At 65.8% G+C, this 23,999-nt stretch carries 30 protein-coding genes and 1 riboswitch; of the genes, 14 read left to right on the top strand and 16 right to left on the bottom strand.

Annotated features, from left to right (window positions below; genetic code table 11):
* Window positions 1-4 precede the first annotated feature (4 nt).
* The 3 genes from C2138_RS13135 (at window position 5) to C2138_RS13125 (ending at window position 1,358) form a co-directional block, all read left to right on the top strand.
* Window positions 5-271 carry a carbon storage regulator gene (locus C2138_RS13135; protein ID WP_108518501.1) on the top strand — a complete coding sequence of 89 codons (267 nt, stop codon included), beginning with the start codon at window positions 5-7 and terminating at the stop codon, window positions 269-271.
* 2 nt (window positions 272-273) lie between these two features.
* Window positions 274-576 (top strand): rhodanese-like domain-containing protein, encoded by a 303-nt coding sequence (locus C2138_RS13130; protein WP_108518499.1) that lies wholly within the window; start codon window positions 274-276, stop codon window positions 574-576.
* 200 nt (window positions 577-776) lie between these two features.
* Entirely contained in the window at window positions 777-1,358 is a 582-nt protein-coding gene (locus tag C2138_RS13125; RefSeq protein WP_108518498.1) for an HhH-GPD-type base excision DNA repair protein, read from the top strand.
* A gap of 17 nt (window positions 1,359-1,375) precedes the next feature.
* Here the strand turns inward: C2138_RS13125 and C2138_RS13120 are convergent, their stop codons facing one another.
* Window positions 1,376-2,101 (bottom strand): alpha/beta fold hydrolase, encoded by a 726-nt coding sequence (locus C2138_RS13120; protein WP_108518496.1) that lies wholly within the window; start codon window positions 2,099-2,101, stop codon window positions 1,376-1,378.
* A gap of 9 nt (window positions 2,102-2,110) precedes the next feature.
* Window positions 2,111-3,028: a CPBP family intramembrane glutamic endopeptidase gene (locus tag C2138_RS13115; protein ID WP_159078250.1), complete on the bottom strand. Its 918-nt coding sequence runs from the start codon at window positions 3,026-3,028 to the stop codon at window positions 2,111-2,113.
* Between the two features lie 480 nt (window positions 3,029-3,508).
* Here C2138_RS13115 and C2138_RS13110 point away from each other — a divergent pair, with 480 nt between their 5' ends.
* Window positions 3,509-3,943, top strand: a complete 435-nt coding sequence (locus C2138_RS13110) for a pyrimidine dimer DNA glycosylase/endonuclease V (protein ID WP_108518493.1) — start codon at window positions 3,509-3,511, stop codon at window positions 3,941-3,943.
* Window positions 3,944-4,091: 148 nt separating this feature from the next.
* On the opposite strand, the gene C2138_RS13105 is transcribed toward C2138_RS13110, so the two are convergent.
* Window positions 4,092-4,463: an iron chaperone gene (locus tag C2138_RS13105; protein WP_108518491.1), complete on the bottom strand. Its 372-nt coding sequence runs from the start codon at window positions 4,461-4,463 to the stop codon at window positions 4,092-4,094.
* A 48-nt stretch (window positions 4,464-4,511) separates the two neighbouring features.
* On the bottom strand, window positions 4,512-5,045 hold the full coding sequence (locus tag C2138_RS13100; protein WP_108518489.1) for a hypothetical protein: 534 nt from the start codon (window positions 5,043-5,045) through the stop codon (window positions 4,512-4,514).
* A 131-nt stretch (window positions 5,046-5,176) separates the two neighbouring features.
* Window positions 5,177-5,239, top strand: a riboswitch (guanidine-III (ykkC-III) riboswitch).
* 14 nt (window positions 5,240-5,253) lie between these two features.
* On the opposite strand from C2138_RS13100, the gene C2138_RS13095 reads away from it, so the two are divergent.
* Window positions 5,254-5,580, top strand: a complete 327-nt coding sequence (locus C2138_RS13095; RefSeq protein WP_108518488.1) for a DMT family transporter — start codon at window positions 5,254-5,256, stop codon at window positions 5,578-5,580.
* Here C2138_RS13095 and rlmC read toward each other — a convergent pair.
* The 4 genes from rlmC to C2138_RS13075 all read right to left on the bottom strand — a co-directional run bounded on the left by rlmC (window position 5,577) and on the right by C2138_RS13075 (window position 9,618).
* Complete coding sequence (gene rlmC, locus C2138_RS13090) at window positions 5,577-6,707, bottom strand: 23S rRNA (uracil(747)-C(5))-methyltransferase RlmC (protein ID WP_108518486.1); 1,131 nt, start codon at window positions 6,705-6,707, stop codon at window positions 5,577-5,579. The two genes, C2138_RS13095 and rlmC, sit on opposite strands and share 4 nt — an antisense overlap.
* A gap of 144 nt (window positions 6,708-6,851) precedes the next feature.
* Complete coding sequence (locus C2138_RS13085) at window positions 6,852-7,640, bottom strand: 2-keto-4-pentenoate hydratase (protein ID WP_108518485.1); 789 nt, start codon at window positions 7,638-7,640, stop codon at window positions 6,852-6,854.
* A gap of 2 nt (window positions 7,641-7,642) precedes the next feature.
* Window positions 7,643-8,680, bottom strand: a complete 1,038-nt coding sequence (dmpG, locus tag C2138_RS13080) for a 4-hydroxy-2-oxovalerate aldolase (RefSeq protein WP_108518483.1) — start codon at window positions 8,678-8,680, stop codon at window positions 7,643-7,645.
* Window positions 8,677-9,618 carry an acetaldehyde dehydrogenase (acetylating) gene (locus tag C2138_RS13075; protein WP_108518482.1) on the bottom strand — a complete coding sequence of 314 codons (942 nt, stop codon included), beginning with the start codon at window positions 9,616-9,618 and terminating at the stop codon, window positions 8,677-8,679. The genes dmpG and C2138_RS13075 overlap by 4 nt, the downstream gene beginning before the upstream one ends.
* A gap of 150 nt (window positions 9,619-9,768) precedes the next feature.
* Between C2138_RS13075 and C2138_RS13070 the strand changes: the two genes are divergently transcribed.
* Complete coding sequence (locus C2138_RS13070; RefSeq protein ID WP_108518480.1) at window positions 9,769-10,539, top strand: IclR family transcriptional regulator; 771 nt, start codon at window positions 9,769-9,771, stop codon at window positions 10,537-10,539.
* A gap of 29 nt (window positions 10,540-10,568) precedes the next feature.
* Here the strand turns inward: C2138_RS13070 and C2138_RS13065 are convergent, their stop codons facing one another.
* The 7 genes from C2138_RS13065 to C2138_RS13035 all read right to left on the bottom strand — a co-directional run bounded on the left by C2138_RS13065 (window position 10,569) and on the right by C2138_RS13035 (window position 15,280).
* The gene (locus tag C2138_RS13065; protein WP_108518479.1) at window positions 10,569-11,012 is read right to left on the bottom strand and encodes a VOC family protein; all 444 of its coding nucleotides are present in this window, start codon (window positions 11,010-11,012) and stop codon (window positions 10,569-10,571) included.
* A 265-nt stretch (window positions 11,013-11,277) separates the two neighbouring features.
* Window positions 11,278-11,787, bottom strand: a complete 510-nt coding sequence (locus C2138_RS13060; RefSeq protein WP_241961127.1) for a DUF2243 domain-containing protein — start codon at window positions 11,785-11,787, stop codon at window positions 11,278-11,280.
* Between the two features lie 12 nt (window positions 11,788-11,799).
* On the bottom strand, window positions 11,800-12,663 hold the full coding sequence (locus tag C2138_RS13055; protein WP_108518477.1) for a cytochrome c oxidase assembly protein: 864 nt from the start codon (window positions 12,661-12,663) through the stop codon (window positions 11,800-11,802).
* Window positions 12,664-12,763: 100 nt separating this feature from the next.
* Window positions 12,764-13,765: an NAD(P)-dependent alcohol dehydrogenase gene (locus C2138_RS13050; protein ID WP_108518476.1), complete on the bottom strand. Its 1,002-nt coding sequence runs from the start codon at window positions 13,763-13,765 to the stop codon at window positions 12,764-12,766.
* 2 nt (window positions 13,766-13,767) lie between these two features.
* Complete coding sequence (locus tag C2138_RS13045) at window positions 13,768-14,013, bottom strand: helix-turn-helix transcriptional regulator (protein ID WP_108518474.1); 246 nt, start codon at window positions 14,011-14,013, stop codon at window positions 13,768-13,770.
* Window positions 14,014-14,015: 2 nt separating this feature from the next.
* Window positions 14,016-14,447 carry a hypothetical protein gene (locus C2138_RS13040; protein WP_108518472.1) on the bottom strand — a complete coding sequence of 144 codons (432 nt, stop codon included), beginning with the start codon at window positions 14,445-14,447 and terminating at the stop codon, window positions 14,016-14,018.
* Between the two features lie 140 nt (window positions 14,448-14,587).
* The gene (locus C2138_RS13035) at window positions 14,588-15,280 is read right to left on the bottom strand and encodes a GntR family transcriptional regulator (RefSeq protein WP_108518471.1); all 693 of its coding nucleotides are present in this window, start codon (window positions 15,278-15,280) and stop codon (window positions 14,588-14,590) included.
* A 127-nt stretch (window positions 15,281-15,407) separates the two neighbouring features.
* On the opposite strand from C2138_RS13035, the gene C2138_RS13030 reads away from it, so the two are divergent.
* From C2138_RS13030 to C2138_RS13005, 6 genes are all read left to right on the top strand, one after another.
* Window positions 15,408-16,253 (top strand): ABC transporter ATP-binding protein, encoded by an 846-nt coding sequence (locus tag C2138_RS13030; RefSeq protein ID WP_199286545.1) that lies wholly within the window; start codon window positions 15,408-15,410, stop codon window positions 16,251-16,253.
* 1 nt (window position 16,254) lies between these two features.
* Window positions 16,255-17,151, top strand: a complete 897-nt coding sequence (locus tag C2138_RS13025) for an ABC transporter permease (RefSeq protein ID WP_108518469.1) — start codon at window positions 16,255-16,257, stop codon at window positions 17,149-17,151.
* Window positions 17,152-17,278: 127 nt separating this feature from the next.
* Window positions 17,279-18,307 (top strand): ABC transporter substrate-binding protein, encoded by a 1,029-nt coding sequence (locus C2138_RS13020; RefSeq protein WP_159078249.1) that lies wholly within the window; start codon window positions 17,279-17,281, stop codon window positions 18,305-18,307.
* 26 nt (window positions 18,308-18,333) lie between these two features.
* Window positions 18,334-18,978 carry a cysteine hydrolase family protein gene (locus C2138_RS13015; protein WP_108518465.1) on the top strand — a complete coding sequence of 215 codons (645 nt, stop codon included), beginning with the start codon at window positions 18,334-18,336 and terminating at the stop codon, window positions 18,976-18,978.
* 4 nt (window positions 18,979-18,982) lie between these two features.
* Window positions 18,983-20,248 carry an MFS transporter gene (locus C2138_RS13010; protein ID WP_159078248.1) on the top strand — a complete coding sequence of 422 codons (1,266 nt, stop codon included), beginning with the start codon at window positions 18,983-18,985 and terminating at the stop codon, window positions 20,246-20,248.
* An 11-nt stretch (window positions 20,249-20,259) separates the two neighbouring features.
* Window positions 20,260-21,960, top strand: a complete 1,701-nt coding sequence (locus C2138_RS13005; protein ID WP_108518462.1) for an asparaginase domain-containing protein — start codon at window positions 20,260-20,262, stop codon at window positions 21,958-21,960.
* A 49-nt stretch (window positions 21,961-22,009) separates the two neighbouring features.
* On the opposite strand, the gene C2138_RS13000 is transcribed toward C2138_RS13005, so the two are convergent.
* Window positions 22,010-22,360: an ArsR/SmtB family transcription factor gene (locus C2138_RS13000; RefSeq protein ID WP_108518460.1), complete on the bottom strand. Its 351-nt coding sequence runs from the start codon at window positions 22,358-22,360 to the stop codon at window positions 22,010-22,012.
* A 97-nt stretch (window positions 22,361-22,457) separates the two neighbouring features.
* On the opposite strand from C2138_RS13000, the gene arsB reads away from it, so the two are divergent.
* Both arsB and C2138_RS12990 read left to right on the top strand, forming a co-directional pair.
* A complete protein-coding gene (gene arsB, locus C2138_RS12995; RefSeq protein ID WP_108518459.1) occupies window positions 22,458-23,546 on the top strand; it encodes an ACR3 family arsenite efflux transporter in 1,089 nt (362 codons plus the stop codon).
* A complete protein-coding gene (locus C2138_RS12990; RefSeq protein ID WP_108518457.1) occupies window positions 23,543-23,950 on the top strand; it encodes an arsenate reductase ArsC in 408 nt (135 codons plus the stop codon). The genes arsB and C2138_RS12990 overlap by 4 nt, the downstream gene beginning before the upstream one ends.
* The last annotated feature ends 49 nt before the right edge of the window (window positions 23,951-23,999 follow it).

The following is a 23,999-nucleotide window of genomic DNA, read 5'->3' as shown; positions in this document are numbered from 1 at the left end:
GCTAATGCTGGTGCTGACGAGAAAACCCGGAGAGCGCGTGCTCATCGGTGACGACATTGTCATCACCATTCTTGAGAGCCGCGGCGACGGCATCCGGATCGGAATCGACGCCCCGCGTGGCGTCTCCATTCAGAGGGCCGAAATCGTGCAGGCCGTCTCAGAAGCGAACGTTGCCGCCACGCAGGCGGCCCCGGATGCCGAGGAGCGCCTCAAGGCAGCGCTCGGCATCGTGCCCCCCGCTGAGGGTGCAGCCCCAACACCGCAGGAGTAGTTGTGAAAGAAATTAGCGTCACCGAGCTTGCCGCCCAGAAGCAGCCGGTGATTGTGGATGTTCGTGAACCCGACGAGTTTCAGGCGCTGCGCGTGCCTGGCGTGGCCCACATCCCCATGGGAGAGGTCGTCGAGCGCATTGCGGAGATCCCCGATGACGGCCCCGTCTATGTGATCTGTGCCTCGGGTGGTCGCAGCGCACGCGTTGCCGAATACCTCGCCAGCCGCGATATCGACGCCATCAACGTGGCCGGCGGCACCTTCGGCTGGCGCGACGCGGGCCTCCCCGTCGAAAGCGGCGCATAGCTCTCGCGGTCTCGGGCTCTCGCGCCCGCTCTCGCGCCGCGCGCACATCCACGCCCTGCGCGCGCTCCCTCCCCCTCCCACATCCGCTGAGGGGTCCCAAGTTCGGCTTCGGGGTGCCGCGCAAGGCTCATTTGCGACCCCTCGGTCGCAAATACGGCAAGCACCCGGGCGCGACGGGCGTGCGGTGCGAGAATGTCACCATGACGATGTACTTGACGGGCGATGCTGCTGCCGATGAGCTGCTCGAGAGCGACGACCTGGCGCTGCTGCTGGGCATGCTGCTCGACCAGCAGGTGACAATGGAGTCGGCGTTCGCTGGCCCCGCCAAGATTCGTGACCGCGTGGGAGGCCTCAAGGCCGATGTCCTCGCGGACTTTGAGCCGGATGCTCTCGTCGAGGTCTTCAAGCAGAGCCCCGCGGTCCACCGATTCCCCGGCTCTATGGCCGCGCGTGTGCAGTCGGTGTGTGCGGCCGTGCGCGACGACTGGGGCGGGGACGCCTCCGCGATCTGGACTCAGGGCAACCCCGACGGAGCCGAGGTGCTCAAGCGACTCAAGAAGCTGCCCGGTTTCGGAGAGCAGAAGGCCAAGATCTTCCTGGCCCTCCTCGGCAAGCGACGGGGGCTCGACGCGCCCGGCTGGCGTGAAGCATCCGCTCCCTACGGGGATGAGGGTTCGCTCATGTCGGTCGCCGACATCACGAGCCCCGAGACGCTCGCCCGCGTGCGTGAGTCAAAAAAGGCGGCGAAGGCTGCGGCAAAGGCCGCTAAAGAGAAGCGCTAAAGAGAAGTAGGAGCGGGTCAGCGCGTCCAGCCGGTGGCCTGAGAGTACCCGCTCAGCAGGGCCTCGGTAAATTCACGCGGACGCACGACGCTCACCATGTGGGATGCGCCGGGCACGGTCACGAGGCGACCCGTGCGGGTGGCCGCGAGGTAGCGGCGGGCATGGGCCCGCACGTGATCGAAGCGGCCGTTGACAAAGAGCACGGGGATGTCGATCTCGCGCAGTCGTTCCACGGGGCTCAGCTCGAGCAATGACACAAGCACATCGTCCATGACGTCGAGGGCGACTCCCCCAGAGATCACGTCGGCAGCACCCGGCTGCGGCACCAAGAGCCGCACGGTCGCGTTGTTGAGCGACAGCCCCCGGTCGGGCAAGCGCCCGATCCCTCGCGCCAGAAACCGCCAGGTGTTCATGATGAGGGGGCTCGGCACCGTGCCGCAGGCGGCGGCGAGGAGGCCGCTCAGACGGCCGGGGTTGCGGGCGGTCCACTCGATCGAGAGGTAACCGCCGAGCGAAAATCCTACGAGATAGGGCTGTGATCCCGAGGATTCGGCGGTGTCGACGGCCGCACCAATGGCATCCAGAGCGGCGTCGAGCGTGAACTGTTCGCCCAGCCGCGAACCGTGGCCGGGCAGGTCGACAGCCATGGCCGGGATGCCGAGCGCGTCGAGGTCGGCGAGCTGCTGCCGAAACAGGCTCGCCGAGGTGCGCAAGCCGTGCACGAGGATGACAGTTGCCGGCATAGGAGAAGCTTAGGCGGCCTGCTTCTGCCGCACGGGAAACCGTTTGAGCACCACCAGCAGCACAATGAGCAGTGCCATCGCGATCCATCCCGGCAGGCCGAGCAGCCCGGATGTGAACGGGTCGACGGGCCCGGATGCCGCCACCAGCAGAGACAGACCCCCGACGCCGTTGATGAAGCCGTGGGCGATTGCCGCGAGCCAGACAGTGCCGCCTGAGAGAGTGAGCCAGCCGAGCAGAACTGAGGTGAGGGTGGTGAAGACAACCATCATGAGCAGCGCAAGAACGGGCGCATAGCCGGGGTAGTTGTAGCCGAGCAGCACGACCGGTGCGTGCCAGAGGCCCCACAGCACGCCCGTGATGAGCACGGTCGGCCACTGGCCGAGCGGCAAGAGTCTGGCCTGCAAAAAGCCGCGCCAGCCGAGCTCCTCACCCAGCGCCGGCAGCACGTTGATGATGGGCAAGAACAGCACGCTCACCAGTTGAACGGCGACGAGCACCTGAATTGGCACCGGCAGGGCTTCCCCGCCGGTGGCCGCGTCAAGCGTGTCGGCGAACCCGCTGAAGTTGACCAGGTCGAGCGTGAGTCCGCCGATCGCCACAGCGATGCCAATGGCGAGCAGGGTCACCAGCAGCGGCCCGAACCAGGCAAGCAGGCCATAGCCCCACCACTGCCGAAACGGCCTCGATGGGCGCAGCGTCGTCTCCCGCGCAAAGCTCTCCCCGCTGCGAAAAACCCGTGCGCTGATCAGCGCGGCGATCGCCGGCGTGAACATCATGACGATCAGCAGGAGCGATGCGAACGGATGCGCGAGCCCCTCACCGCTCAGCCACATCGGCAACGCCACCAGCCAGGCGCCGCCGAAGGCGATGGCAACGAAGAGAAGGATGGGGCGCAGATTGAGGCGAGTCACGGTGCGGTCGGTCATGGCTCCCATTCTGTCGGCCCCGGGCGACGAGCGCACCTGCGCCCGTGGATGCCCGGCGTGCGGCGTCGTCGATTCGGGCGACATGGGCGGCCCACTCGTCATTGCTGCGGGCCGTTATGTTGCCATCGCCCGGCCTCATCCCGGCAGCGGCGTCGATCAGTTCGCGGATGATGTCGGCGTGCCCGGCATGGCGCGCCGCTCGGCGACCATGTGCACGAGCAGTTGGTGCAGCGTTTCTCGCGATTGCCCTCCTCCCACCACGGAACATACCCGGGCGCATCCAGTTCGAGCGCTTCGATGGTCGCGTCGGTGTGCGCGGCGCACGCATGGTGGAGGTCGATGACCTCTGCTGGCACGGTGCACGCGGCAGTGATCCTGGGGCTTGCGAACGGCGTCGCCGCTGGCCGCCACTAGCGTCGCTGCTGGCCACCACTAGCGTTGAGTAATGACGCCTTTTTCGCTGGGTGATGCGAGCATCCGATGAGGCTGTGGTCGGTGCATCCGAGCCTTCTTGACCGCCAGGCTCTCGTGGCGTGTTGGCGGGAGGGCCTGCTCGCGCAGTCGGTGATCGGCAAGCAGTCTGGCGGCTACAGCAATCATCCGCAGCTCGTGCGATTTCGGGAATGCGATGACCCGATGGCCTCGCTCGGCGCTTTTCTCTCGGCAATCGTGGACGAAGCGGATGCCCGCGGCTATCGATTTGCCCGCGAGAAGATCGTGGGCCGGGGCGCGGTGCCGCCGATCCCCCTTGCGGAGGGTCAGCTCGCGTATGAATGGGGCCACCTGCTGGCCAAGCTGCGGGTGCGCAGCCCTGACCGCGCCGCAGAGCTCGACTCGCGCGTGCTGCCGCCCGCGCATCCCGTTTTCACGGTGGTGCCGGGCCCGATCGCGCCGTGGGAGCGCCCGCTCGGCTAGAACGCCCTAACGCGCCCCTAAAGCGCCTCTAGCGCGCCTCTTTGCGCGATCCGCCTCGTGAGGGGTCCCAAATGCATGATCAGGATGCTCGCGAAGGCGCATTTTGGACCCCTCAGCAGGGAACCGGGGGCGGCTAGCGCCCTCAGGGTTAACGGGCCAGGGTGCGACGCGTGATTTCTGCGGCGGCTTTCGTGATGAGCGACTCCGGCAGCGGGAGGCCGTAGACAAAGTTCACGGAGTCTTTGCCGGAGCGGTAAGGCGCGATCTCCTTCTCGAGTTCGCCCTCAAAAACCGGCACGGGATACATGCCGATGTGCTTCTTCCACGCGCCAAAGTAGATGCCATAGCGCCCGTTGATCGACACCCGCACGATTCCGTAGCTGATCGTTTCGGGAGCATCCCTCGCCCCGCCCTCAGTGATTCCCGCGTGGATGGCCAGTTGCACCCTGCGGAGCATCGCCTGCACCTCGGCATCGAATGACGCGATGTAGTCGTCAACGGTTTCGGGCTTCTCTGCCATGGTTCCTCCAGGTGAACGGATGGGGCGTAGGCGGATGGTGCGCTGCGGTCAGGCTCCTGCGGGTGGGTCGATGAGCAGCGAGGCGCGCTCGTCGAGGTAGCGGGCGAAGTCGATGGATGTCGCGGGCGTGGCACCTGCGGTCCAGCGCACGAGAGCGCGGCCATCGTGCACATAGACCCGGCCAGCCGCGTCGGTCAGGGCTTCGAGGTCGAGCGACACCGGCCTGGCGTCGAAGTTGACGGTCTGCCCCGGCGCGAATCCGCCGCGCACGGCAGCCGCACGGTGCCCTCGCCGTTCCTCGCCCGATGCGGACTGGTAGTTGGGGCGGCCCGGCTCCACTGCGCGAGTGCTGACGCCGGCCTCATAGAGGGTTCCGTCGCGCGCGAGGAGCAGCACGCCCAGGTGCCACACCCTGGCAATCTCGCGCAGCAGAGGCTCGCGCTGCACGAACAGGATGCGGCGCGGCGTAACCATCTCGGCGAGCGACTCATCGGCAACGGCGGCATCCGCGAGCCGCTTCGTGGTGGCCGCGATGGCATCGCGCATCGCGGCGATGGTGGCATCGGCTGCTGCGGCATCCATGGTGCGCTCCTGAAAGACTGGGGGCTTCCAGCCTAGAACCGCAGGCTGCCCTGCCGCTTGCGGTTGCGGTTGCGGTTGTGCTTGCACAGGCCCTGTTCACATTAGCCAACCCGAGGATTGCTACCCTGGGGGCAGGGTCATCACCGACCCCCGGACGACGGTTCAGTACCCGGAACGCGACAAGACTGGCCACGGGAGTTGAATCGTCATGGCATGGATCATTCTGATCGTCTCAGGAGTTCTCGAAGCCGTCTGGGCCACCGCGCTCGGCAAGTCGGAGGGCTTCACCAAGCTGTGGCCGACCGTCATTTTTGGCGTTGCGCTGGCGGCCAGCATGGTCGGCCTCGCGCTGGCAATGCGGGAGATTTCGACCGCCACGGCCTACGCGGTGTGGGTGGGCATCGGCGCCTCAATTACGGTGATCTACGCGATGATCACGGGTGATGAGCCGGCGTCCCTCATCAAGATTTTGCTCATCATGGGCCTCGTTGGTTGCATCGTCGGCCTCAAGGTGGTCAGCGGCGCAGAGCACTAACCCCGGCTCGGCACGCGTTGCAGCAGCACGATCGCCTCGTAGTGATTCGTGTGAGGGAACATGTCGAGCACCCGCGCCCGCGTCGGCACGAGGGAGGGCATCGCGGCGAGATCGCGGGCCAGGGTGACCGAGTTGCAACTGGAGTAGACGACGGTCTGCACTGAGGATGCTTCGAGCCAGCCGCTGAGGTCTGGCCCGATTCCGCGACGAGGGGGGTTCACAATCACCAGGTCGGGCGCTTCGGTGGAGGCCAGAGCAAACGCCGTGGCATCCGCCGTTTCGAAGGCCATTCCTGGCAATCCGACGCTCGCTGCCCGCGCGCTTTCGATGGCTTCGGCGCTGACCTCGATTCCCGTGACGGTGCGGCCGGGCGCTGCGCAGTGCAGCGCGAAACCGCCGACCCCGCAATAGAGGTCCCACACGCTTGCGGGGTTCACCGAATCGACCCATTCGTGCGCCTGGCGATAGAGCGCGGAGGCGATCGCGGTGTTGGTTTGAAAAAAGCTTTGCGGGCGCAGCGCGAGCTCCACATCGCCGACCCGCATGGGCAGTGTGCTCTGGGCGGTCAGCAGAATCTCGTCGAGCCCCTCGATCGCCGCCCGATGCTCCGGCAGCAGGTTGGCGCTGATCACGCGCAGGGACGGCACGCGGTGCTCAAGCCACGGAAGGTGCTTGCGGATGCGCGGCAGCGATTCGCTTGACCGCAGCACGAATCGAAGCATGAGGTCTCCGTCGGCCGATTCGGTGAGCAGAACGTTTTTGAGTTCGCCGCGGCGGGCAGCAACGTCATAGGGCACGAGCCCCGCGAGCGTGATGAAGTCGGCGATGGCGGGGAATGCGGCGGTGAGCCCGGGTTGCAGGATGCCGCATCCCTGCAGATCGATGCCCCGCATCTGCCCGTCGAGAAGCCCCAGGGTTGGCGCGTCCACGGTGCCACCGACGACCATCTTGGCCTTGTTGCGAAAGCCAGATTCTGCGCTGGCGACGGGGGGCATCCACTGGATGCCGGGGTAGTCGGCGAGCATCCGCTGGCAGTGGGCATGCTTATCGGCCAGCTGTTCGGCATACGGCTGGGGGAGAAGGGTGCACGAGAGGCAGAGACCCGCGTCGAAGTAGGAGCACTGCATGGCCGCCCAGTCTAATTTGCCGGTGCTGGCATGAGCTGTCAGGCGAACCGTTGAGGGGTCCCTAATGCGTGTTCCGCGGCATCGGGAAGACACATTTGGGACCCCTCAGCGAGAGGTGGGCGGGAGCCCGCGAGCCCGCCTCCGCTACGCGAACGTGACGTCGAGGGTGCCGAGCTCGCCGAACGACGCCGAAATCGTGTCGCCGGGGGCGATCGCCACGGCGGCCGTGATGGAGCCGGCCATGATGAGTGAGCCTGCGGGCAACGTCTGCCCGAGCGAGCCCAGGGTGTTGGCCAACCACAGCGCGCCCTCAAGCGGATGCCCGAGCACGGCCGCGCCAACACCTTCGCCCACGGTTTCGCCGTTACGGCGCATGCTCACGGGCAGAGCTGCCAGATCGACGCCGTCGAGCTGAGCGGTGCCCTCGCCCACGAGAACGGCACCGGATGATGCGTTGTCGGCGATCGTGTCGGCGAGCGTGATCTTCCAGTCGGCGATGCGCGAATCGATGATTTCGAGCGAGATCACCGCGTGGTCGACAGCATCCGCAAGCTCCTCGATAGTGAGGCCGGGGCCCGTTACATCCTTGCTGAGCACGAAGGAGATCTCGGGCTCGATGCGCGGGGCGATGAATCCGGCGAGCGAAACCGGGGCAGAAGCATCCAGAAGCATGTCGTCGAATAGGTGCCCGAAGTCGGGCTGATCGACGCCGAGCTGCTTCTGCATTGCGAGCGACGTGAGGCCGACCTTGTAGCCGATGACGCGGCGGCCGGCGTTCTTCCACGCGGCGACCTGGTGCATCTGCACCCCGTAGGCATCCTCGACGGTCATGTCGGGCGCCGTCGTAGTGAGCGGCGCGATCGGCTGCTGCGTTTCGTGTGCCGTGAGCAGGGCGGTGCCGAGAGCCTCGGTGGCCGTGGTGGTCAGGCTCATTCTCATGCTCCCTTGCGTGCGTCGAGTAGGTCGAGTGCAACGTCGACGATCATGTCTTCTTGCCCGCCCACCATGCGGCGGCGGCCGAGCTCGAAGAGGATCTCCATCGTCGAGATGCCGTACTTGGCGGATGCTGCTTCCGCGTGCAGCAAGAAGCTGGAGTAGACGCCCGCATAACCCAGGCTTAGCGTCTCACGGTCGACCTGCACGGGGCGAACCTGAAGCGGGCGAACGATGTCGTCGGCCGCGTTCATGAGCGCGACGAGGTCGGTGCCGTGGTTCCAGCCCATCTTGTCGGCGACGGCGATGAACACCTCGAGCGGGGCGTTGCCAGCCCCTGCACCCATGCCCGTGAGGCTTGCGTCGACGCGGTTGGCGCCGGCCTCGACGGCGGCGACCGAGTTGGCGACGCCGAGCGACAGGTTGTGGTGGGCGTGAACGCCGATCTCAGTGGTGGGGTCGAGCACGTCCCGCAGGGCGTTGACGCGGTCGGTCACGTCGTTCATGGTCTGGGCTCCGCTGGAGTCGACCACGTAGATGCACTGGGCGCCGTAGCCCTCCATGAGCTTGGCCTGCTTGCCGAGTTCAGCGGGAGTCGTCATGGCGCTCATCATGAGAAAGCCCGTGGTGTTGAGCCCGATCTCGCGAGCGGTCTCAATGTGCTGAGCCGAAACATCCGCCTCGGTGCAGTGCGTTGCAACACGCACGTAGCTGACGCCGGCGGATGCTGCGCGCTTGAGGTCGTGGATCGTGCCGACACCCGGCAGAAGCAGGGTGGCGATGGCAATGTTCTCGGCGACCTCGGCGGCGGCCTCGATCCACTCGACGTCGGAGTGTGCGCCGAAGCCGTAGTTAACGGTGGAGCCGGCAAGGCCGTCGCCGTGCGCGACCTCGACGCTGTCGACGCCAGCCTTGTCGAGGGCCGAGACGATGTCGCGCACGTTCTGCAGCGTGTACTGGTGGCGAACGGCGTGGCTGCCGTCGCGCAGGGTTACATCCGAGATGAAAAGTTTGTCGGTCGTGGGGTCGAATGCGGTCATGCTGCCGCCTCCTTGTTCATGCGCAGGGCCATGGTCTCGGCGGTGCGCAGGGCGGCCGAGGTCATGATGTCGAGGTTGCCGGCGTAGGCGGGCAGGTAGTGGGCGGCGCCCTCTACTTCAAGAAAGACGCTCGTCTTGAGCCCCGTGAACGGTCCGAAACCGGGGACAACGACAGGGGTTGTGATCTCGTCGAACTGCACGCGCTGCTTGAGGCGGTAGCCGGGAACATACGAGTTCACCCTGGCGACCATGTCTTCGACAGCCGTCTCGATTGCGGCGCGGTCGCCATCCTCGCTGAGGGTGAAGACGGTGTCGCGCATCATGAGGGGCGGCTCGGCGGGGTTCAGTACGATGACGGCCTTGCCGAACTGCGCACCGCCCACCTTGACGAGCGCCTCCGAAGTTGTTTCGGTGAATTCGTCGATGTTGGCGCGGGTTCCGGGGCCAGCCGACTTGCTGGCGATGGAGGCGACGATCTCGGCGTAGGCGACGGGCACCTGGCTGGCGATGGCCGAGACGATCGGGATGGTGGCCTGGCCGCCGCAGGTGACCATGTTCACGTTGGAGGCGTCGAGGTTCTCTTCGAGGTTGACGACGGGCACGCAGTAGGGGCCGATCGCCGCAGGAGTGAGGTCGATGAGGCGGATGCTGGGCTTGGCCGCGAGCAGCTTCTCCGAGTTGTAGACGTGGGCGCGGGCCGAGGTGGCATCGAAGACGAAGTCGAGGTCGGCGAAGAGGTCGTGCTCGATGAGCCCGTCCACGCCTGAGGAGATCGCGGCGATGCCCATGCTCGCGGCCCGGCGCAGTCCGTCGGATTCGGGGTCGATGCCCACGAGGGCAACAACCTTGAGGGTTCCGCTGCCGCGGAGGATCTTGATCATGAGGTCGGTGCCGATATTGCCGGATCCGATGATGGCCGCGGTAGCGACGTGGCTCATTCGGTGCCTTTCTGTGGGAATTACGCGCGAGCACTCGTTCGAAGTTTCGGCGTCTGTTCTATATATCGAACACGGTTGAGGTGTCGATGTCAATTGGGCGAGCATCCGCCAGCATTTGCGCCTGCCGCTTCAGCCGAGTATTGATTAGGCATGGCCCGCCTCACTCCCGCCGTCGTGCGCACCCTCGACATCCTCGAGCTGTTCCTCGATGGCGACGCCCCCCTCAGCGCGCCCGACGTAGTGCGACTCACGGGGCTGCCCCGAACATCCGTGCATGAACTGCTCGCAACGCTCGTCGCCCGCGACTATCTACAGAAGGACGAGAGTGGCGCCTATCGGCTCGGGGTGCGGCTGCTGCAGCTGGGCAACGCCTACTCCTCTCGCTTCGACATGCTCACGGCAGCTAACGAAGCGGCGCGCGAGCTCTCGGCGCGGCTGGGCGAAACCGTGAGCGTCGCCGTGCTCGAAGGCGCCGACGTGTTCTACCTGGCCAAAGTCGAAGCGCGCGACAACCTGCGCCTGCCCTCGAGCATTGGTCACCGCCTGCCCGCCAACGCCACGGGGCTCGGCAAGGCGATGCTTGCGTACCTGTCGCCGCCGCGGCTGCGTGAACTGTTTCCGGATGCCGACCAGCTGCCGGTGATGACCGCGAGCAGCATCCGCACCCTGCCTGAGCTCGAAGAGGACCTCGCACTCGTCCGCGAGAGCGGGGTGGCGTTCGAGCGCGAAGAATCGACACCCGACGTGAGCTGCGTCGCCGCCCCCGTGCGCGACTCGACCGGCGCGGTCGTCGCCGCGATCAGCGTCTCGGTGCCCACCGCCCGCTTCGCTCAGCGTGCCGACGACGAGTGGGCTGACGAGGTGCGCGCCGCGGCCGACGAGTTCTCGGCTCGCCTGGGGTTCGCGGCCCCTCGGCGCTGACGGGCCCGCGGCGCTGACGGGCCCTCGTGTCAGGCCCCTGCGTCCGTCCCGTCCATCACATTGGTGCCATCCGAGAACACCTCAGAGAGGATGCCGAACAGATTGTTGTCCGGGTCGAGAATGTAGGCGGTGCGGCCGATTCCCTCCATGTCCTCAAGCGCCATCGCCTCGGTGCCCCCGAGCTCTAGAGCTTTTGCGAAGGCCGCGTCGGCATCCGCAACGCCGACCACGATGTTGCAGCCGTTGACGGCCGAGCCGGGTTCGGGTCGCGGACCCTCGCGCTCGGTGAGCCCGCCGTTGATGCCATGGCCCGGCTGCCGCGCCGTGTTGATTGCCCCGTCGCCGGTGTCGATCATCCAGTACGACATTTCGCCGTACTGGGTGAACTTCCAGTTGAAGAGCTGCGAGTAGAAGTCGAGGAGTTTCTGTGGTTCTGTCGCGTGAATTTCAAAGTGCACAACGAGATTCGCCATGATGCCTCCTTGCATTGGTGCCAGGATGCTACGCCAGCCCAGGTGCGCAAGCCAGGCCCTCCCCCTGAGTGTTTTGCCGAGCGGCCGGCGCACGGCCCGGCCCCTGTCCCCGCGCCTGCGCCGTGCACCCCGCCCCTGTCCCCGCGCGTGCGCCGCGTCCGCTGAGGGGTCCCATATTCGTGCCAGACAGCATCCGGAAGCCGCATTTCGCACCCCTCGCGAGGGTGGGCGAGCGAACGAGTGCGAGGGCTAGCGGGCTGGATGCCTACACGGCGTCCGGCTGGCTCGGCACAGCCGTCGGCAGCGGGCGGCCTTTTCTCGAGAGCATCACGGTCATGCCGATTCCGATGGCCAGAAGGATGATCGCCGCAGCATTCCACGCGATGTCGTACGGCACGATGTCGACCCGGTAGCGGATCTGATGCAGGCCCAGCAGCTTGTGGTCGACGATTCCGTCCCAGAGTTGAAATAGGCCGAGCCCTACGAAGAACCCCGCCCAGGCCGCCCCCGTCCAGAACGTGTGTCGCCGTCGCGCGTCGAGGAGGAGAAAGAACCCGGCGACGAGGGCGAAAAGTTCGGCGGCGTGCAGGAGGCCGTCGGAGAGCAGGGCGATATCGGGCGTGGAATTGTCGTAGAAGTGGTGCCACGCCAAGATCTGGTGGAACACGATCTCGTCGATGGCGGCCATCACGGCCATTCCGATCAGGAACGCGCCCCAGAACGATCGGTTGCGCACTGCCGACCGGTGCATCCGTTCCGTGGTTCGGTCTGTCATGGCATTCTCCTCTCATCGGTGGTCTGCAGACAGCGCGCCCGCGGGATGAAATGTTTCAGGGTTTGTTCGGCGCAGCTCATGCCCGGTGCGCCGGTAAAGCTCTGCGCAGAGAAGCACGATCAAGAAAAAATCGACGGCATCCCCGCCGTAATACATGAGTTGGGCGCCGAGCTGCACATCAGCCGCGCTGAATTCTGGCGGGGGGTATGCGTAGAGCAGTTTTGCCAGCACGCCGTGGGCGGCCAGCGACAGCACCAGCACGGTCGCCCGCAACGGGAACGACGCGCGATGCGGCGACGGGTCGACCAGCACCAACGATGCCGTGTACAGCACGCCGGCGGCGAGAAAATGCGCCATCACGAGCAGGTGAAGAAGTGCGTTGCTCTGCATCGCGTCGAACAGCGGCGTCCGGTAGACAACCCACATCCCGCCAACGTTCAGCAGGGCCGCCACCACGGGGTTGGTGACCGTGCGGGCGGGGGCGCTGTTCAGGAGTCGGCTCAGCCTGCGGGCTGGCACAACGGAGAGGGTGCGCAGCGCCAGGGTTACGGGAGCCGCCAACACCAGAAACAGCGGGGCGACCATGCCCACCAGCAGGTGGGCGAGCATGTGCCCGGTAAAGCTCGTGTGCGACCATGACGCGATGGGGCCAACAAATCCGCACGCGGCCGCGGCCATGCCGGCCACCCAGAACAGGCTCCTGAACCACGGCCACCGCCGTCCGCGTCGCGCCTGAATCGCCGTTGCGACCAGGTAGGCGGCCGCGGCGAAGAGGAACGGCCAGAGGAGCACGACGTCGACCAACCAGGCGCCGGGGGCACCCGATCCGTGATGCTCATGGGTGTTATAGACCACCAAGACAGGCCTCACCGTCATCCACCGAGACTTCTCTTACGCCTAGGGACGCTAGTCCAGTGGGTCGGCCGCGCACACCTACCGGCGTCGGTTCTGCGGGAGGCCCTTCATTGCCGCGTCATCATGGCGCGGCACGCACAACAACTTTGCCGACCGTGTGGCCGGCGTCCACGTGAGCGAGGGCATCCCGCGCCTGGTCGAACGTAAACTCGCGTTCGATTACGGGCCGGATGCTCCCCTCCCCCGTGAGTCGAAGGAGTTCGCTCAACACCTCGGGCTTGGTGACAGCGGCGAGGGCCCGCAGCGGACGGCGCGATCCGATCGAGCGCAGTGCTGCGCCGAGGATGCGCGGCATGGGCCCAAGCACGCGCCCACCCATGCCGGAGACCATGACGACCGACCCGCCGGGCCGCACGAGTCGCCGAAGGTCGCCCAGCGTAGCGGAGCCGACAATGTCGATGACATGGTCGAACGATTTCGCGTCGAGCTCGCCGAGCGGCGTGCTGCGGTCGATCGCGCGGGCGGCGCCCAGCGACTCGGCGAGTGCGTGATTGCGCTCGCCGCAGAGTGCCCACACCTCGGCACCGCGCAGGGCCGCCAGCTGAACAGCGAAGGTGCCGACGCCCCCGGATGCGCCGATCACGAGCACGCGCGATCCGCCGGTCACCCCGGCCCGGTCGAGGGCTTGCCAGGCCGTGCCGCCGGCGATCGGCAGGGTGGCCGCGGCGGATGCCGTCACCTCGGCCGGTCGCAGCACGAGGCGTTTGACAGGCGCGACCGCGTAGGGGCCAAGTCCGCCGCCGCCGGGCAGCTCGACCACAACCTCGTCGCCTACTGCCCAGCGTGCAGCATCCGATCCCACCGCCACGATGGTGCCAGCCACATCCATGCCGCGAACGGATGCTCGTGGGCGGCTAAGCCCGAAGGCCGCGCGCAGCAGCATCGGGTCGCCGCGCATCACGTGAATGTCGGCCGCGTTGAGGCCGGTCGCGCGCACTCGAAGCAGCACCTCGCCTCGGCCGGGCGTCGGCACGGGAATGTCTGCGCGCTCGACCTGGTCGGGCCCGCCGTAGCTGTTCTGCCGCCAGGCCTGCATTGTCGAGGCGATTGTCGTGGACGTCATCGTCATTCCTTTGGCTCGGTTGGCTTTGCTTGCTCCGTGGGGTACTGGAATACGTCGTCGAGGCCGACCCCGAAGACGCGGGAGATCTGAAACGCGAGCTCGAGCGAGGGCGAGTATTTTTCCTGCTCGATCGCAATGAGCGTCTGGCGGGTCACCCCGATGCGGCGGGCGAGCTCGGCCTGGGTCATCTCGCCGTGCTGGGCACGGAGTTCGCGGATGGAGTTGGTGACGCTTGTGGGTTTGACCATGCTCAGAACCCCCTGCGGTAGGCGATGATGCGGGTCACGCTGCCGAGCAGCATGGAGAGCGCGAAGCCGAGAAAGAGCGTGTTGCCGATCCAGAAGTAATCCGCGCCAAGCATCGTGAGGGCGAGTGCCCCGACGCCGCCGATAACAAGAAACGCCTGACCCACGCGGTCACCGAACCACCCGATCTCCCGATCCCGCTGGTCGGAGGTGCCCGCGCTCTCGCGATCGCGCATCCCGACGATGATGCCCGCGACGATGTTTAGCGCGATCGACAGGATGATCGACGCGAGGATGGTCCACAGCATGGGGGCGATCCAGTCGATCTGATCGACGCGGCTCGTGCCGAGCTGCGGGATGATGATCGCGAAGTAGACGATGCTGCAAACGATGCTGCTGATCGATTGCGCCCAGATGGTGCGTTCGCCGTAGCCCATGGTGACCTCCGAGTGTCAGGTTTTCTTTACATCGGAAGCATCGCACCGCGCGCGGAGCATGTCAAGAATTATTTACATACCATCGGGTGGGTGTCGAGTTTTGGTGCCAAGACCGGCCCGCTCGATGACCAAGTCGACACTCACCGCGCCGGTGGGTGGAGGCGGGGTTGATCGCTCGTGAGGTGCTCCTCGACGACCGTCGCCAAGACGGCGTGCGGGAAGAGGTGGCCTTCGATGATGCGCGCAGCCTCGTCGCCGTCGCCCATCGCGATCGCCTCGGCGAGGGCGAGGTGCTCGCGCTTGCTCTTCTCACGCACGCTGGTGCTGCTCCGTACGGCTGCGGCGAGGTAGATGGATGAGATCTGTCGCAGATTGCTGAGGATTCCCGTGAGAAGAGGAGCGTGCGCGCCCTCGATGACCGCCATGTGGAAGCGGCGGTTGGAGTCGAGCCACTCGGTTTCGCTCTCGGCATCAACAGTCTCTTGCGCGAGTGCCGTAATGGCTGCCGTGTCATCCGGGGTCGCGTGCGTCGCCGCGAGCTTGGCGGCGAGCGGCTCGAGCAGTAGACGAATCTCGTTGAGTTCACGCGCCTCGCGCGCGTCAAGGTCGCGCACGCGCGCGACGCGCTGCGGGTCAATAACAACGAGCCCTTCGGTCGCGAGGTCGCGCATCGCCTCGCGGACGGGGGTGACGCTCACCGAGAGCTGCGCGGCGAGTTCGGTCTGTTTGAGCGGATGCCCTGGCGCGTAGATGCCGCTCAGGATGCGGTCCCGCAATTGTTCGCGCACCCACAGGTGAGTGGTGCGAGGCGGCGTTGCCTCTGAATCGGTCACAGCGTTCCTTTGAGTGTCTGGTGGGTCTCAATCGCCGAAACACCTTGTTCACAAACGGCGACGATGGGCGAAACAATCTCACGATTCTATATCTCTATAGATTATAGATTCTACTTCCGGAGGTCTCGTGGCACTCGCTCCCTCTCCCGCACTTCCGCCGATCGACTCGGTCGATCCACCCAGGGCGCAACTCGTCGTCGACGATGTCTCCCGCCTTTTCACCAGTCCAGACGGTTCGGCCGTGGAGGCGCTCGTCGGCGCAAACCTGCAGGTGCGCGAGGGCGAGTTCATCTCCCTCATCGGCCCGAGTGGATGCGGCAAGTCGACGCTCTTCAACGTCATCGCCGGACTCGATGAACCAACTAACGGCAGCATCGTCGTCGACGGTGTCGAGCGCAATGGGCAGCAGGGGCTCGTTGGCTACATGCTGCAAAAAGACATGCTGTTGCCGTGGCGCACGATCCTCGACAACGTCGTGCTCGGGCTCGAGATCGGCGGGGTCAAGAAGAAAGACGCGCACGCGATCGCGCGGCCCCTCCTCGAGACCTACGGTCTGGGCGGGTTCCTCGACCGCTACCCGAGCCAGCTCTCCGGTGGAATGCGCCAGCGCGCCGCGCTCCTGCGCACCATCCTCTTCAATCGCGACATCATTCTGCTCGACGAGCCGTTTGGCGCACTCGACGCCCAGACGCGCGAACGGATGCAGGAGTGGCTGCTCGACCTGTGGGACGACTTCCAGAAGACGGTGCTCTTCGTCACCCACGACATCGACGAGGCCATCTACCTCTCAGATCGAGTGTTCGTCATGTCGGCGCGGCCCGGCCGCATCGTGGCAGAGATTCCCATCACGCTCCCGCGGCCGCGGCACAGCTCGATCGTCACCAGCGCCGAGTTCGTCGCGCTCAAGGCGGAAGCCCGCGAATACCTCAACGACGCCCACCGCGTCGGCGGCCGCATCGTTCTGGAGGACTGACATGGCTGACACTGCAATCCAGGCGTCGGCCACCACTGCGACCCCGGTCGCCCCTGGCACGGCCGACGCGCTCACGAAGCTCGGCCAGTTGCGAGACACCCTGCGACCCATTCCCCGGCGTCGCCGGCTCGAGAAAGAGCCTGCCTCGTGGCGAGTCAACTCGCTCCGCATCGGCGTCATTGTCGTCGTCGTCGCCTTCTGGGAAATCGGGGCGACGTTGGGATGGATCGACCCGTTCTTTTGGAGCCAGCCCAGTCGCATCTTCAAAACGGCGATCATCACCATCCAAAATGGCGACCTGTGGGTGAACGCGCGCTTCACCTTCGGCTCGACCATCGCCGGGTTCCTTATCGGGGTCATCGGCGGGGTCGCGATCGGGCTCTCCTTCTGGTGGTCGCGAACCTACGCGCTCGTCGCCGAACCGATGGTCATCGCGTTTGAGGCTATGCCGAAGCTCGCGCTCGCCCCCATCATCGTGCTCGTGCTCGGCATCGGCATCTCATCGAAGATCGCCATGGCCGTCGCGATCGTCATCGTCATCCAAATCCTAAACACCTACACAGCCGTACGCGCCGTCGATAAAGACCTCGTGACGCTCTTGTACTCACTGGGCGCCTCCAAGTGGCAGGTCTTCCAGAAGGTCGTCTTTCCCTCCGTCATCCCCTGGGTGATCTCGAGCCTCCGCATCGCCATCGGTCTTGCCCTCACGGGAGCCGTCGTCGGCGAGTACATCGGCTCGCGCGAGGGCCTCGGCCGCATGATCCAGTACGCGGGCTCGACCTACGACATCGCTCTCATCTGGGTAGGCGTGTTCACCCTCGCCTTCCTCTCCGCGCTCCTATACGTCGTCGTCGCCGTGCTCGAGCGTTGGCTCAGAAAGGGTGTCGTCCACAGCTGATGCCCGCAACAGCCACTGCAGAGCACAGCCCCACACAGCGATCCGCCGCCAACCAGCGCTCACCGAGCGCGTCAGCGTGCTCCTTCCCGCCCACCGCCTCATCCCTGCACTAACGAAAGGAACCAGCGTGATCACGAAAAACGCCACACTTCCCGCCATCGCAGCATTTGTCTTCGTTTCCCTCGGGCTGAACGGATGCGCTGCGCCCGCCAGTAGCAGCCCGGAGTCACGAGGCGACGTGCCGGTCACCATTACGATCGCCGAGCCGGTGCACGGCATCGGCTACCTGCCCTTATACGCGGCCATCGAATCCGGCGCATTCGAAGAGGAGGGCATCACCGTTGAGGTGACGACACTCACCGGCGGCGGGCACGTCAGCTCCGTGCTCTCCGGCGAGGTCTTCGGCTTCATCGGCGGTGTCGAGTCCGGCGCTGTGGCCAACGTCAAGGGAGCGAGCCTCAAGGGCGTCGTCAACGTCGTCAATCGCGGCAACGTCTACTTCGTCGCCCCCGAGGGCGAAGAGCCGAAGGCTGGCGAAGACCTCGGCAAGTACTTCGAAGGCAAGACCATCGTCGGTGGTCGCCACGGAGGCACCCCGAACGCGATCCTCCGCCACATCCTCATCGAGAGCGGGCTCGACCCCGACACGGACACGATCCTCCAGGAGCTTGAGGACTCGTCAGCGATCCCCTCGGCCATGAATGCGGGGGCCGCAGACATCGCCGTGGTCGCGGAGCCACAGCTCGGCCTCGGCATCGCTCAGGGCCTGTGGGGTCAGCCGTTCCTCAACGTGCCGGCCGAGCTCGGCGCCTACGCATATTCGTCCATCGTCGTTCCCACCAAGACGATCGATGAAAACCCAGGCCTCATCCAGCGCTTCGTCACCGCGCTCATTAAGGGCCAGGAGCTCATTGAGGGCGACCCCGAATATGCCTTTGAACTCGCACAGCGCGAGTTCGCCACGCTCGACCCCGCAGCACTCAAGGCAACGCTCGACCGTGCCTACGAAGACGAACTCTGGGACGGCAGCTGTCTCTCGAAGGCCGCCATTGAGACCAACCTTAAGGTCGCTCGCGCAGGGAAGATTCTCGACGACTCCTCCATAAAGCAGAGCTACGAGACCGTCGCGACCATGACGTTCACGGGCGACTGCTGATTCCAACCACGGAAGGAGAAACAGACATGGCTACCTACTCCGCGGAGCGTTTCGCTCCAGAGACCGCCGCGCTCATCGTTGTCGACGTGCAAAACGACTTCTGCCATCCGGACGGCGTCTCCGCTCGAAAGGGCCACGATGTGTCGGCCGCTGTCGAGATGGTGCCGCGACTCGAGACGCTGATCGAGGAGGCGCGGGCCGCAGGCGCGACCGTCATCTTCATCCAGACGACGCACGACCTCACCGTCGACTCGCGCGTGTGGAACACGCGGATGGGCGACATCGACACCCCGGAATACGATCCGAACTGCCGCACGGGCACGTGGGGTGCCGACTTCTACGTCGTCGCCCCCAAGCCGGGCGACCTCGTCGTCAACAAGCACCGGTATTCGGCCTTTGCGGGCACCGACCTCGACATGGTGCTCACGACGGCGGGTGTGAAGACAATCGTCCTCACAGGGGTAGCGACGAACGTGTGCGTGGAATCCACCCTGCGCGACGGGCTTTTCCTTGAATACAACGTCGCCCTCGTTCCCGACTGCAGCGCGGCGTATGAGCCCGAGTTGCACGAGGGCACCATCAGGAACGTGCAAGGGATGTTCGGGGCGGTGCTCGACTCAGACGAGCTCATCTCGAGGTGGTCCCCGATCCCGGCCGAGCTCACGGCCTGATCGAATGCCACGTCGTCATGGCGCCGGGGCCGCGGGACTCGCGGCCCTCGGCGTCCTTTACTGGACCGCCCACGCAATGATGCGACCGCTCATCGGCACCTATGTCCTGAGTCTCGGGGGCACGGCCGTGGAGGCGAGCATCGCGCTCGCGGCTTTCTCGATCTTCCCCACCATCCTGGCGGTGCTCATCGGAGGGTTCGTCGACAATTGGGGCGGGCGCCCCATCCTTATCGTGGGTGGCGTGCTCATGGTGGCGGGCGGAACGATCATGCTCATCCCCACCCTCACCGCCGTCATTGTGAGCCAGGTCATTCTGGGGCTCGGAACGCTGTGCGTTTGGGTAAGCCTCCAAACCTCCATCACGACGGGTGCTGGCGACGAGTCGCGGGATGACCGCGCTCGCCGCATCGCTACCTTCACGCTCTTCGTGTCCTTCGGGCAGATGGTCGGGCCAGCCCTCGGAGGGGCGCTCGAGAGCTTCTTCAGCTATGCCGTGGCCTACGGCGTCTACGCGGCGCTCGGCCTCACGCTTCTCATCGTCGCGATTGCGAGGGCGCCCAAGACGGCCGTGCGCCGTCTCGGCAAGAAACTCCCGATCATCCGGCCCTACGCCGAAGCGTTCACGCTCATGCGCAACCCCGCCGTCGTCATTGCGGTGCTCGTGAGCTTCACCGCGCTCATGCTCCACGACATCCGTTCGGCCTGGCAACCGCTTCTGCTCCACGGCGCCGGGCTCGAGCAGTGGCAGATCGGCATTGTCATCAGCGTGAGTGCCGTTGCGGGCTTCGCCGCCCGACCGTTTTTCGCACCGTGGCTGCGAGTCTTCGGGGTGCCAGTTTTCGTCGGACTCGTGCTCGTCGTTGGCGCGACGACGGCGATGATGGCGACCATCGCGCCGGGCAACATGACCTACCTTCTCGCGGTCGCGGCGGTCAACGGCCTTGCCCTCGGCTTCGCCCAGCCGCTCTCGCTCACGCTCCTGTCGGAGGAGGTGCCAAAGAGTCAGCTAGGCATCGCCTCCGGGTTGCGCTCGACCGGCAACCAGGCGGCCCTCCTCGCGAGCCCTGCTGGGTTCGGCGGGGTCTCCGCATTCGCGGGGCTCAGTGCCGCCTTCCTCGTCGTGGGCGGTGCCGCAGCCGCTGTCGGTGTGCTGTGCGCCGTGCTCCTTCATTTCCACCGGCCACAAGGTTCCGACGCTTCGATCGACCTCGCCGAATCAGAACTGCTCGACGACATCGTCGAAGAGCCGCCATCCGCATCCCGTCAGTAGAAAGGCAGCCGATGACCGCATCAAAGCCCCGCATCGCCCACCTCAGCGGTCCCACCGCGACCATTCAGAACACTCCCCCACTCGTCACCTCGAACAAGGCGCGCGCGAGGCTAGGGCTGCCGCCGCTCACCGATGCCACGGGCGAGCCACTCCGGTTCGACGCGCTGCGCTCGCAGCGTCTCGCGCTGCCCGCGAAGGTGTACGTGGAGCAATTCTCGGCGCATCCGCTCGAATCGGATGCCTCGGAACTTTATGGCCCGCCCGACGGCTGGGTGGGCAGAGACGGTGTCGTGCGAGATGGACCCATGAGCGACGACGACGTGCCGGTCTACGCGATCGACCTTCACCCCGAGGACGGGCTGTATCCCCTGCCGTACATGGCCGTGCAGGCGGACGGCAGCCCTTGGGAGGAGGAGATGGCGGTGCCCCTCGGCCCGGAATCCGTGGCGCGCCAAGGATTCTTCCCCGACGGATCGTGGAGCTTTGAAGAGATCGACCGGCTCGGCATCGAAGACAAGGGCACGGCGAGCTCGATCTCGTCGCGCGCCATCGTCGACTTTTACCGAGTCGCCCCGCCGGCCGGCTACACCAAGGGGCTCCCCGCCAAGAAACGCCGCGACATGGGTGAGGGTGATATCGAGCCCGAGACGAGGGGGCGCCACTTCAACGGCTACAAGCCCGTGCACCTCTCGTCGGTGCCAGCACGCCCGTCGCTGGCGAAGATCACGAACGACGTGCAGGCGGTCGCATCATCGGGCGACTACGACGGCGTGATTTGGACGCAGGGCAGCCCTCAGGTGGAAGAGACCGCCTATTGGATGAGCCTCCTCATCGACACGACCATTCCCGTCTGCGGCAACTCGGCCCAGCGCCCGCAGGGGCTCATCAGTGCCGACGGGCCCAAAAACATCGTCGACTCGGTGTCGTTCATAGCGTCAGGGCGGTGGGCGGATGCCAGCGGCCGCAACCGCTGTGGCGTCGTCGTAATCGAGGAGCAGCAGTATTTCGCGGCGCGCGAGGTCTACAAGTCGGATGCGCGCCCAGGCAACTACCGTGCGACGGGCGGCCACGGCGGCATCATCGGCCAGACAACCCACGCGGGCGCGATCCACCTCACGTACCTGCCCGCCTACAAGCACACGTACCTTTCCGAGCTCCGCACGACGGTGCTGCCCGACACGGTGAAGGCGGCAGCCACGGTCGACGGCGCACTCACGATGGTCAACGTTGCTATCAAGGATGCGGCGGGCAAGATCACCGAGGATGCCATTCCGTCGGTCTCGATCGTGAAGGAGGGTGGCTACTTCGACGAGGAGTGGGACGCGACGGTCGACGACCTGCCCGTGCTGAAGGCCATGCTTGACCAGAAACTCGCGCTCGGTCGTCTCGGGGGCATCGTTGCGGAGGGGCTCGTGCCCTACGGCCGGCTCCCATCGAAGGCGTCGATGTCGCTCCTCGAGCGCGCAGTCTTCAGTGGTATCCCCGTCGTTGGTGCTGGTCGCGGCGCGCCTGAGGGCTTCGCCGACCCGACGCCGATCATGATCGCCGGCTCGAATCTTACGTCGATCAAGGCGCGCCTGCTCCTCATGGCCTCGCTCATGAAGCTCGGCTCGCTTCCGATTGCGGCCAACCCGGCCGCCCCGACTCCCGACGAACGCGCTTCGACGATTGCGGCGGTCAAGGCCTACCAGGAGCTCTTCGACACGCACTAACGTGCGGGGCAGGCGGACAGCAATCGCCGTTGCGGCTAGCGCTGCCCGCCTATGCGCTTGTGAGCAGCGCGCCCAGTGAATCGAGCGCGCCGGGAACCAGGCGGTAATAGGCCCACGTGCCCCGCTTCTCGCGGGTGAGTATGCCCGCTTCGACGAGAATCTTGAGGTGGTGCGACACGGTCGGCTGGCCCAGGCCGAGGGGTTCCAGGAAGTCGCAGACGCACACCTCGGAGTCGTTGGCGGATGCCACGAGGGAGATGATGCGGATGCGCGACGGGTCGGCGACGGCCTTGAGTGAGCGGGCGAGCTTCTCGGCGTTTTCGGCGCTGATCGCCTCCCGCGCGATCGGGGCGCAGCATGCGATGACGTCGGTGAGGGGGAGCAGCTCGGTGGGCGACATGCTCCTATCTTGCCACTACATTGACATTCGTCGATATAGCCGGATAGTTTGTATCGACGGTAATCGATATTCACCGCAGCGACCATCGAGGGAACGAATGTCCACGCAGGCCCCCGCCCGCCTCGGCACCACAGACCGACTACTCCCCGTCTGGATCATCGCCGCCATGGCATCCGGACTCCTTCTCGCCGTGTTCGCGCCCGCAGTTGGCAAGTTTCTGCACGCCTTCACGATTGGCTCGGTCTCGGTGCCTATCGCCGTCGGCCTGCTCGTGATGATGTACCCCGTGCTCGCCAAGGTGCAATATTCGGATGCTGGCGCGGTTGCCCGAGACCGCACCCTGATGATCTCGTCCCTCGTCATGAACTGGCTGGTCGGGCCAGCGCTCATGTTCACCCTCGCGTGGATCTTTCTTCCCGACCTGCCCGAATACCGCACGGGACTGATCATCGTGGGGCTCGCGCGCTGCATCGCCATGGTCATGATCTGGAACGACCTCGCCTGCGGAGACCGCGAGGCCGCCGCGTTTCTCGTCGCCATCAATTCGGTGTTTCAGGTTGGCGCGTTCGGCGCGCTCGGCTGGTTCTACCTGCAGGTGCTGCCGAGCTGGCTCGGTCTGCCGACGACCTCCGTCGAGTTCTCGTTCTGGGCGATCACGCTCAGCGTCATCATCTTTCTCGGCATCCCGCTTCTCGCCGGATATCTCTCGCGGCGAATCGGCGAGAAGACTCGAGGGCGCGATTGGTATGAGCAGAAGTTTCTTCCCCGCATAAGCCCGCTCGCGGTCGGCGGATTGCTGCTCACGATCGTGATGCTCTTTGCCCTCCAGGGGCAGCAGGTCATCGACAGGCCGTGGGATGTGGCCCGCATCGCGCTGCCCCTGCTCGCCTACTTCGTGGTGACATTCCTCCTCGGCTTCGGGCTCGGGCTCCTTGTGGGGCTCGGTTACGAGCGCACGGCGACACTCGCCTTCACCGCAGCGGGCAACAACTTCGAGCTGGCCATCGCCGTCGCCATCGGAACCTTCGGCGCCACCAGCGGGCAAGCCCTCGCCGGAATCGTCGGCCCTCTCATCGAGGTTCCCGTGCTCGTCGCTCTCGTCTATGTATCGCTGTGGCTGCGCGGTCGACTCTTTCGAGCATCCGCAGACACCCCCGCCCCTCTCACCGAGAAAGTTGCATCATGACCGACAAGCCCACCGTTCTCTTCGTTTGCGTCCACAACGCGGGCCGCTCGCAGATGGCCGCCGGATACATGCGCGCCCTCTCGAATGGCGCGGTCGACGTGCGCACGGGTGGCTCCGAGCCGGCCACCGAGATCAACCCCGTCGCCATTCAGGTGATGGCCGAAGAAGGCATCGACATCTCGCAGGGCGTGCCGCAGCTCATGACGACCGAACAGGTGCGCGATTCGGATGCCGTCATCACAATGGGCTGCGGAGATGTCTGCCCGATTTTTCCCGGCAAGCGCTACGACGACTGGCAGCTCGACGACCCCAAGGGCAAAAGCCTCGACGAGGTGCGCCCCATCCGCGACGACATCAAGGCGCGCGTGGAAGCGCTGCTCGCGGAGCTGCTGCCGTCGCGCTGAGTTGCCCGACCTTGGGGTGTCGGGTCAGACCTGCGCCAGGCGACTATTC

This window comes from Salinibacterium hongtaonis, assembly GCF_003065485.1.
Classification (GTDB): domain Bacteria; phylum Actinomycetota; class Actinomycetes; order Actinomycetales; family Microbacteriaceae; genus Homoserinimonas; species Homoserinimonas hongtaonis.
This window is presented reverse-complemented; position numbering and strand designations above follow the sequence as displayed.

What these genes read in the sequence shown, in the direction of transcription:
- C2138_RS13085 (WP_108518485.1), bottom strand. Translation starts at nt 7,640, where the DNA reads ATGAGCCTGACCACCACGGCCACCGAGGCTCTCGGCACCGCCCTGCTC.
- C2138_RS13095 (WP_108518488.1), top strand. Translation starts at nt 5,254, where the DNA reads ATGGCATGGATCATTCTGATCGTCTCAGGAGTTCTCGAAGCCGTCTGG.
- C2138_RS13060 (WP_241961127.1), bottom strand. Translation starts at nt 11,787, where the DNA reads ATGACAGACCGAACCACGGAACGGATGCACCGGTCGGCAGTGCGCAAC.
- C2138_RS13070 (WP_108518480.1), top strand. Translation starts at nt 9,769, where the DNA reads ATGGCCCGCCTCACTCCCGCCGTCGTGCGCACCCTCGACATCCTCGAG.
- C2138_RS13135 (WP_108518501.1), top strand. Translation starts at nt 5, where the DNA reads ATGCTGGTGCTGACGAGAAAACCCGGAGAGCGCGTGCTCATCGGTGAC.
- C2138_RS13115 (WP_159078250.1), bottom strand. Translation starts at nt 3,028, where the DNA reads ATGACCGACCGCACCGTGACTCGCCTCAATCTGCGCCCCATCCTTCTC.
- C2138_RS13005 (WP_108518462.1), top strand. Translation starts at nt 20,260, where the DNA reads ATGACCGCATCAAAGCCCCGCATCGCCCACCTCAGCGGTCCCACCGCG.
- C2138_RS13010 (WP_159078248.1), top strand. Translation starts at nt 18,983, where the DNA reads ATGCCACGTCGTCATGGCGCCGGGGCCGCGGGACTCGCGGCCCTCGGC.
- rlmC (WP_108518486.1), bottom strand. Translation starts at nt 6,707, where the DNA reads ATGCAGTGCTCCTACTTCGACGCGGGTCTCTGCCTCTCGTGCACCCTT.
- C2138_RS13120 (WP_108518496.1), bottom strand. Translation starts at nt 2,101, where the DNA reads ATGCCGGCAACTGTCATCCTCGTGCACGGCTTGCGCACCTCGGCGAGC.
- C2138_RS13015 (WP_108518465.1), top strand. Translation starts at nt 18,334, where the DNA reads ATGGCTACCTACTCCGCGGAGCGTTTCGCTCCAGAGACCGCCGCGCTC.
- C2138_RS13125 (WP_108518498.1), top strand. Translation starts at nt 777, where the DNA reads ATGACGATGTACTTGACGGGCGATGCTGCTGCCGATGAGCTGCTCGAG.
- C2138_RS13050 (WP_108518476.1), bottom strand. Translation starts at nt 13,765, where the DNA reads ATGACGTCCACGACAATCGCCTCGACAATGCAGGCCTGGCGGCAGAAC.
- C2138_RS13055 (WP_108518477.1), bottom strand. Translation starts at nt 12,663, where the DNA reads ATGACGGTGAGGCCTGTCTTGGTGGTCTATAACACCCATGAGCATCAC.
- C2138_RS13105 (WP_108518491.1), bottom strand. Translation starts at nt 4,463, where the DNA reads ATGGCAGAGAAGCCCGAAACCGTTGACGACTACATCGCGTCATTCGAT.
- C2138_RS13110 (WP_108518493.1), top strand. Translation starts at nt 3,509, where the DNA reads ATGAGGCTGTGGTCGGTGCATCCGAGCCTTCTTGACCGCCAGGCTCTC.
- C2138_RS13065 (WP_108518479.1), bottom strand. Translation starts at nt 11,012, where the DNA reads ATGGCGAATCTCGTTGTGCACTTTGAAATTCACGCGACAGAACCACAG.
- C2138_RS13000 (WP_108518460.1), bottom strand. Translation starts at nt 22,360, where the DNA reads ATGTCGCCCACCGAGCTGCTCCCCCTCACCGACGTCATCGCATGCTGC.
- arsB (WP_108518459.1), top strand. Translation starts at nt 22,458, where the DNA reads ATGTCCACGCAGGCCCCCGCCCGCCTCGGCACCACAGACCGACTACTC.
- C2138_RS13025 (WP_108518469.1), top strand. Translation starts at nt 16,255, where the DNA reads ATGGCTGACACTGCAATCCAGGCGTCGGCCACCACTGCGACCCCGGTC.
- C2138_RS13045 (WP_108518474.1), bottom strand. Translation starts at nt 14,013, where the DNA reads ATGGTCAAACCCACAAGCGTCACCAACTCCATCCGCGAACTCCGTGCC.
- dmpG (WP_108518483.1), bottom strand. Translation starts at nt 8,680, where the DNA reads ATGACCGCATTCGACCCCACGACCGACAAACTTTTCATCTCGGATGTA.
- C2138_RS13075 (WP_108518482.1), bottom strand. Translation starts at nt 9,618, where the DNA reads ATGAGCCACGTCGCTACCGCGGCCATCATCGGATCCGGCAATATCGGC.
- C2138_RS13100 (WP_108518489.1), bottom strand. Translation starts at nt 5,045, where the DNA reads ATGGATGCCGCAGCAGCCGATGCCACCATCGCCGCGATGCGCGATGCC.
- C2138_RS13040 (WP_108518472.1), bottom strand. Translation starts at nt 14,447, where the DNA reads ATGGGCTACGGCGAACGCACCATCTGGGCGCAATCGATCAGCAGCATC.
- C2138_RS12990 (WP_108518457.1), top strand. Translation starts at nt 23,543, where the DNA reads ATGACCGACAAGCCCACCGTTCTCTTCGTTTGCGTCCACAACGCGGGC.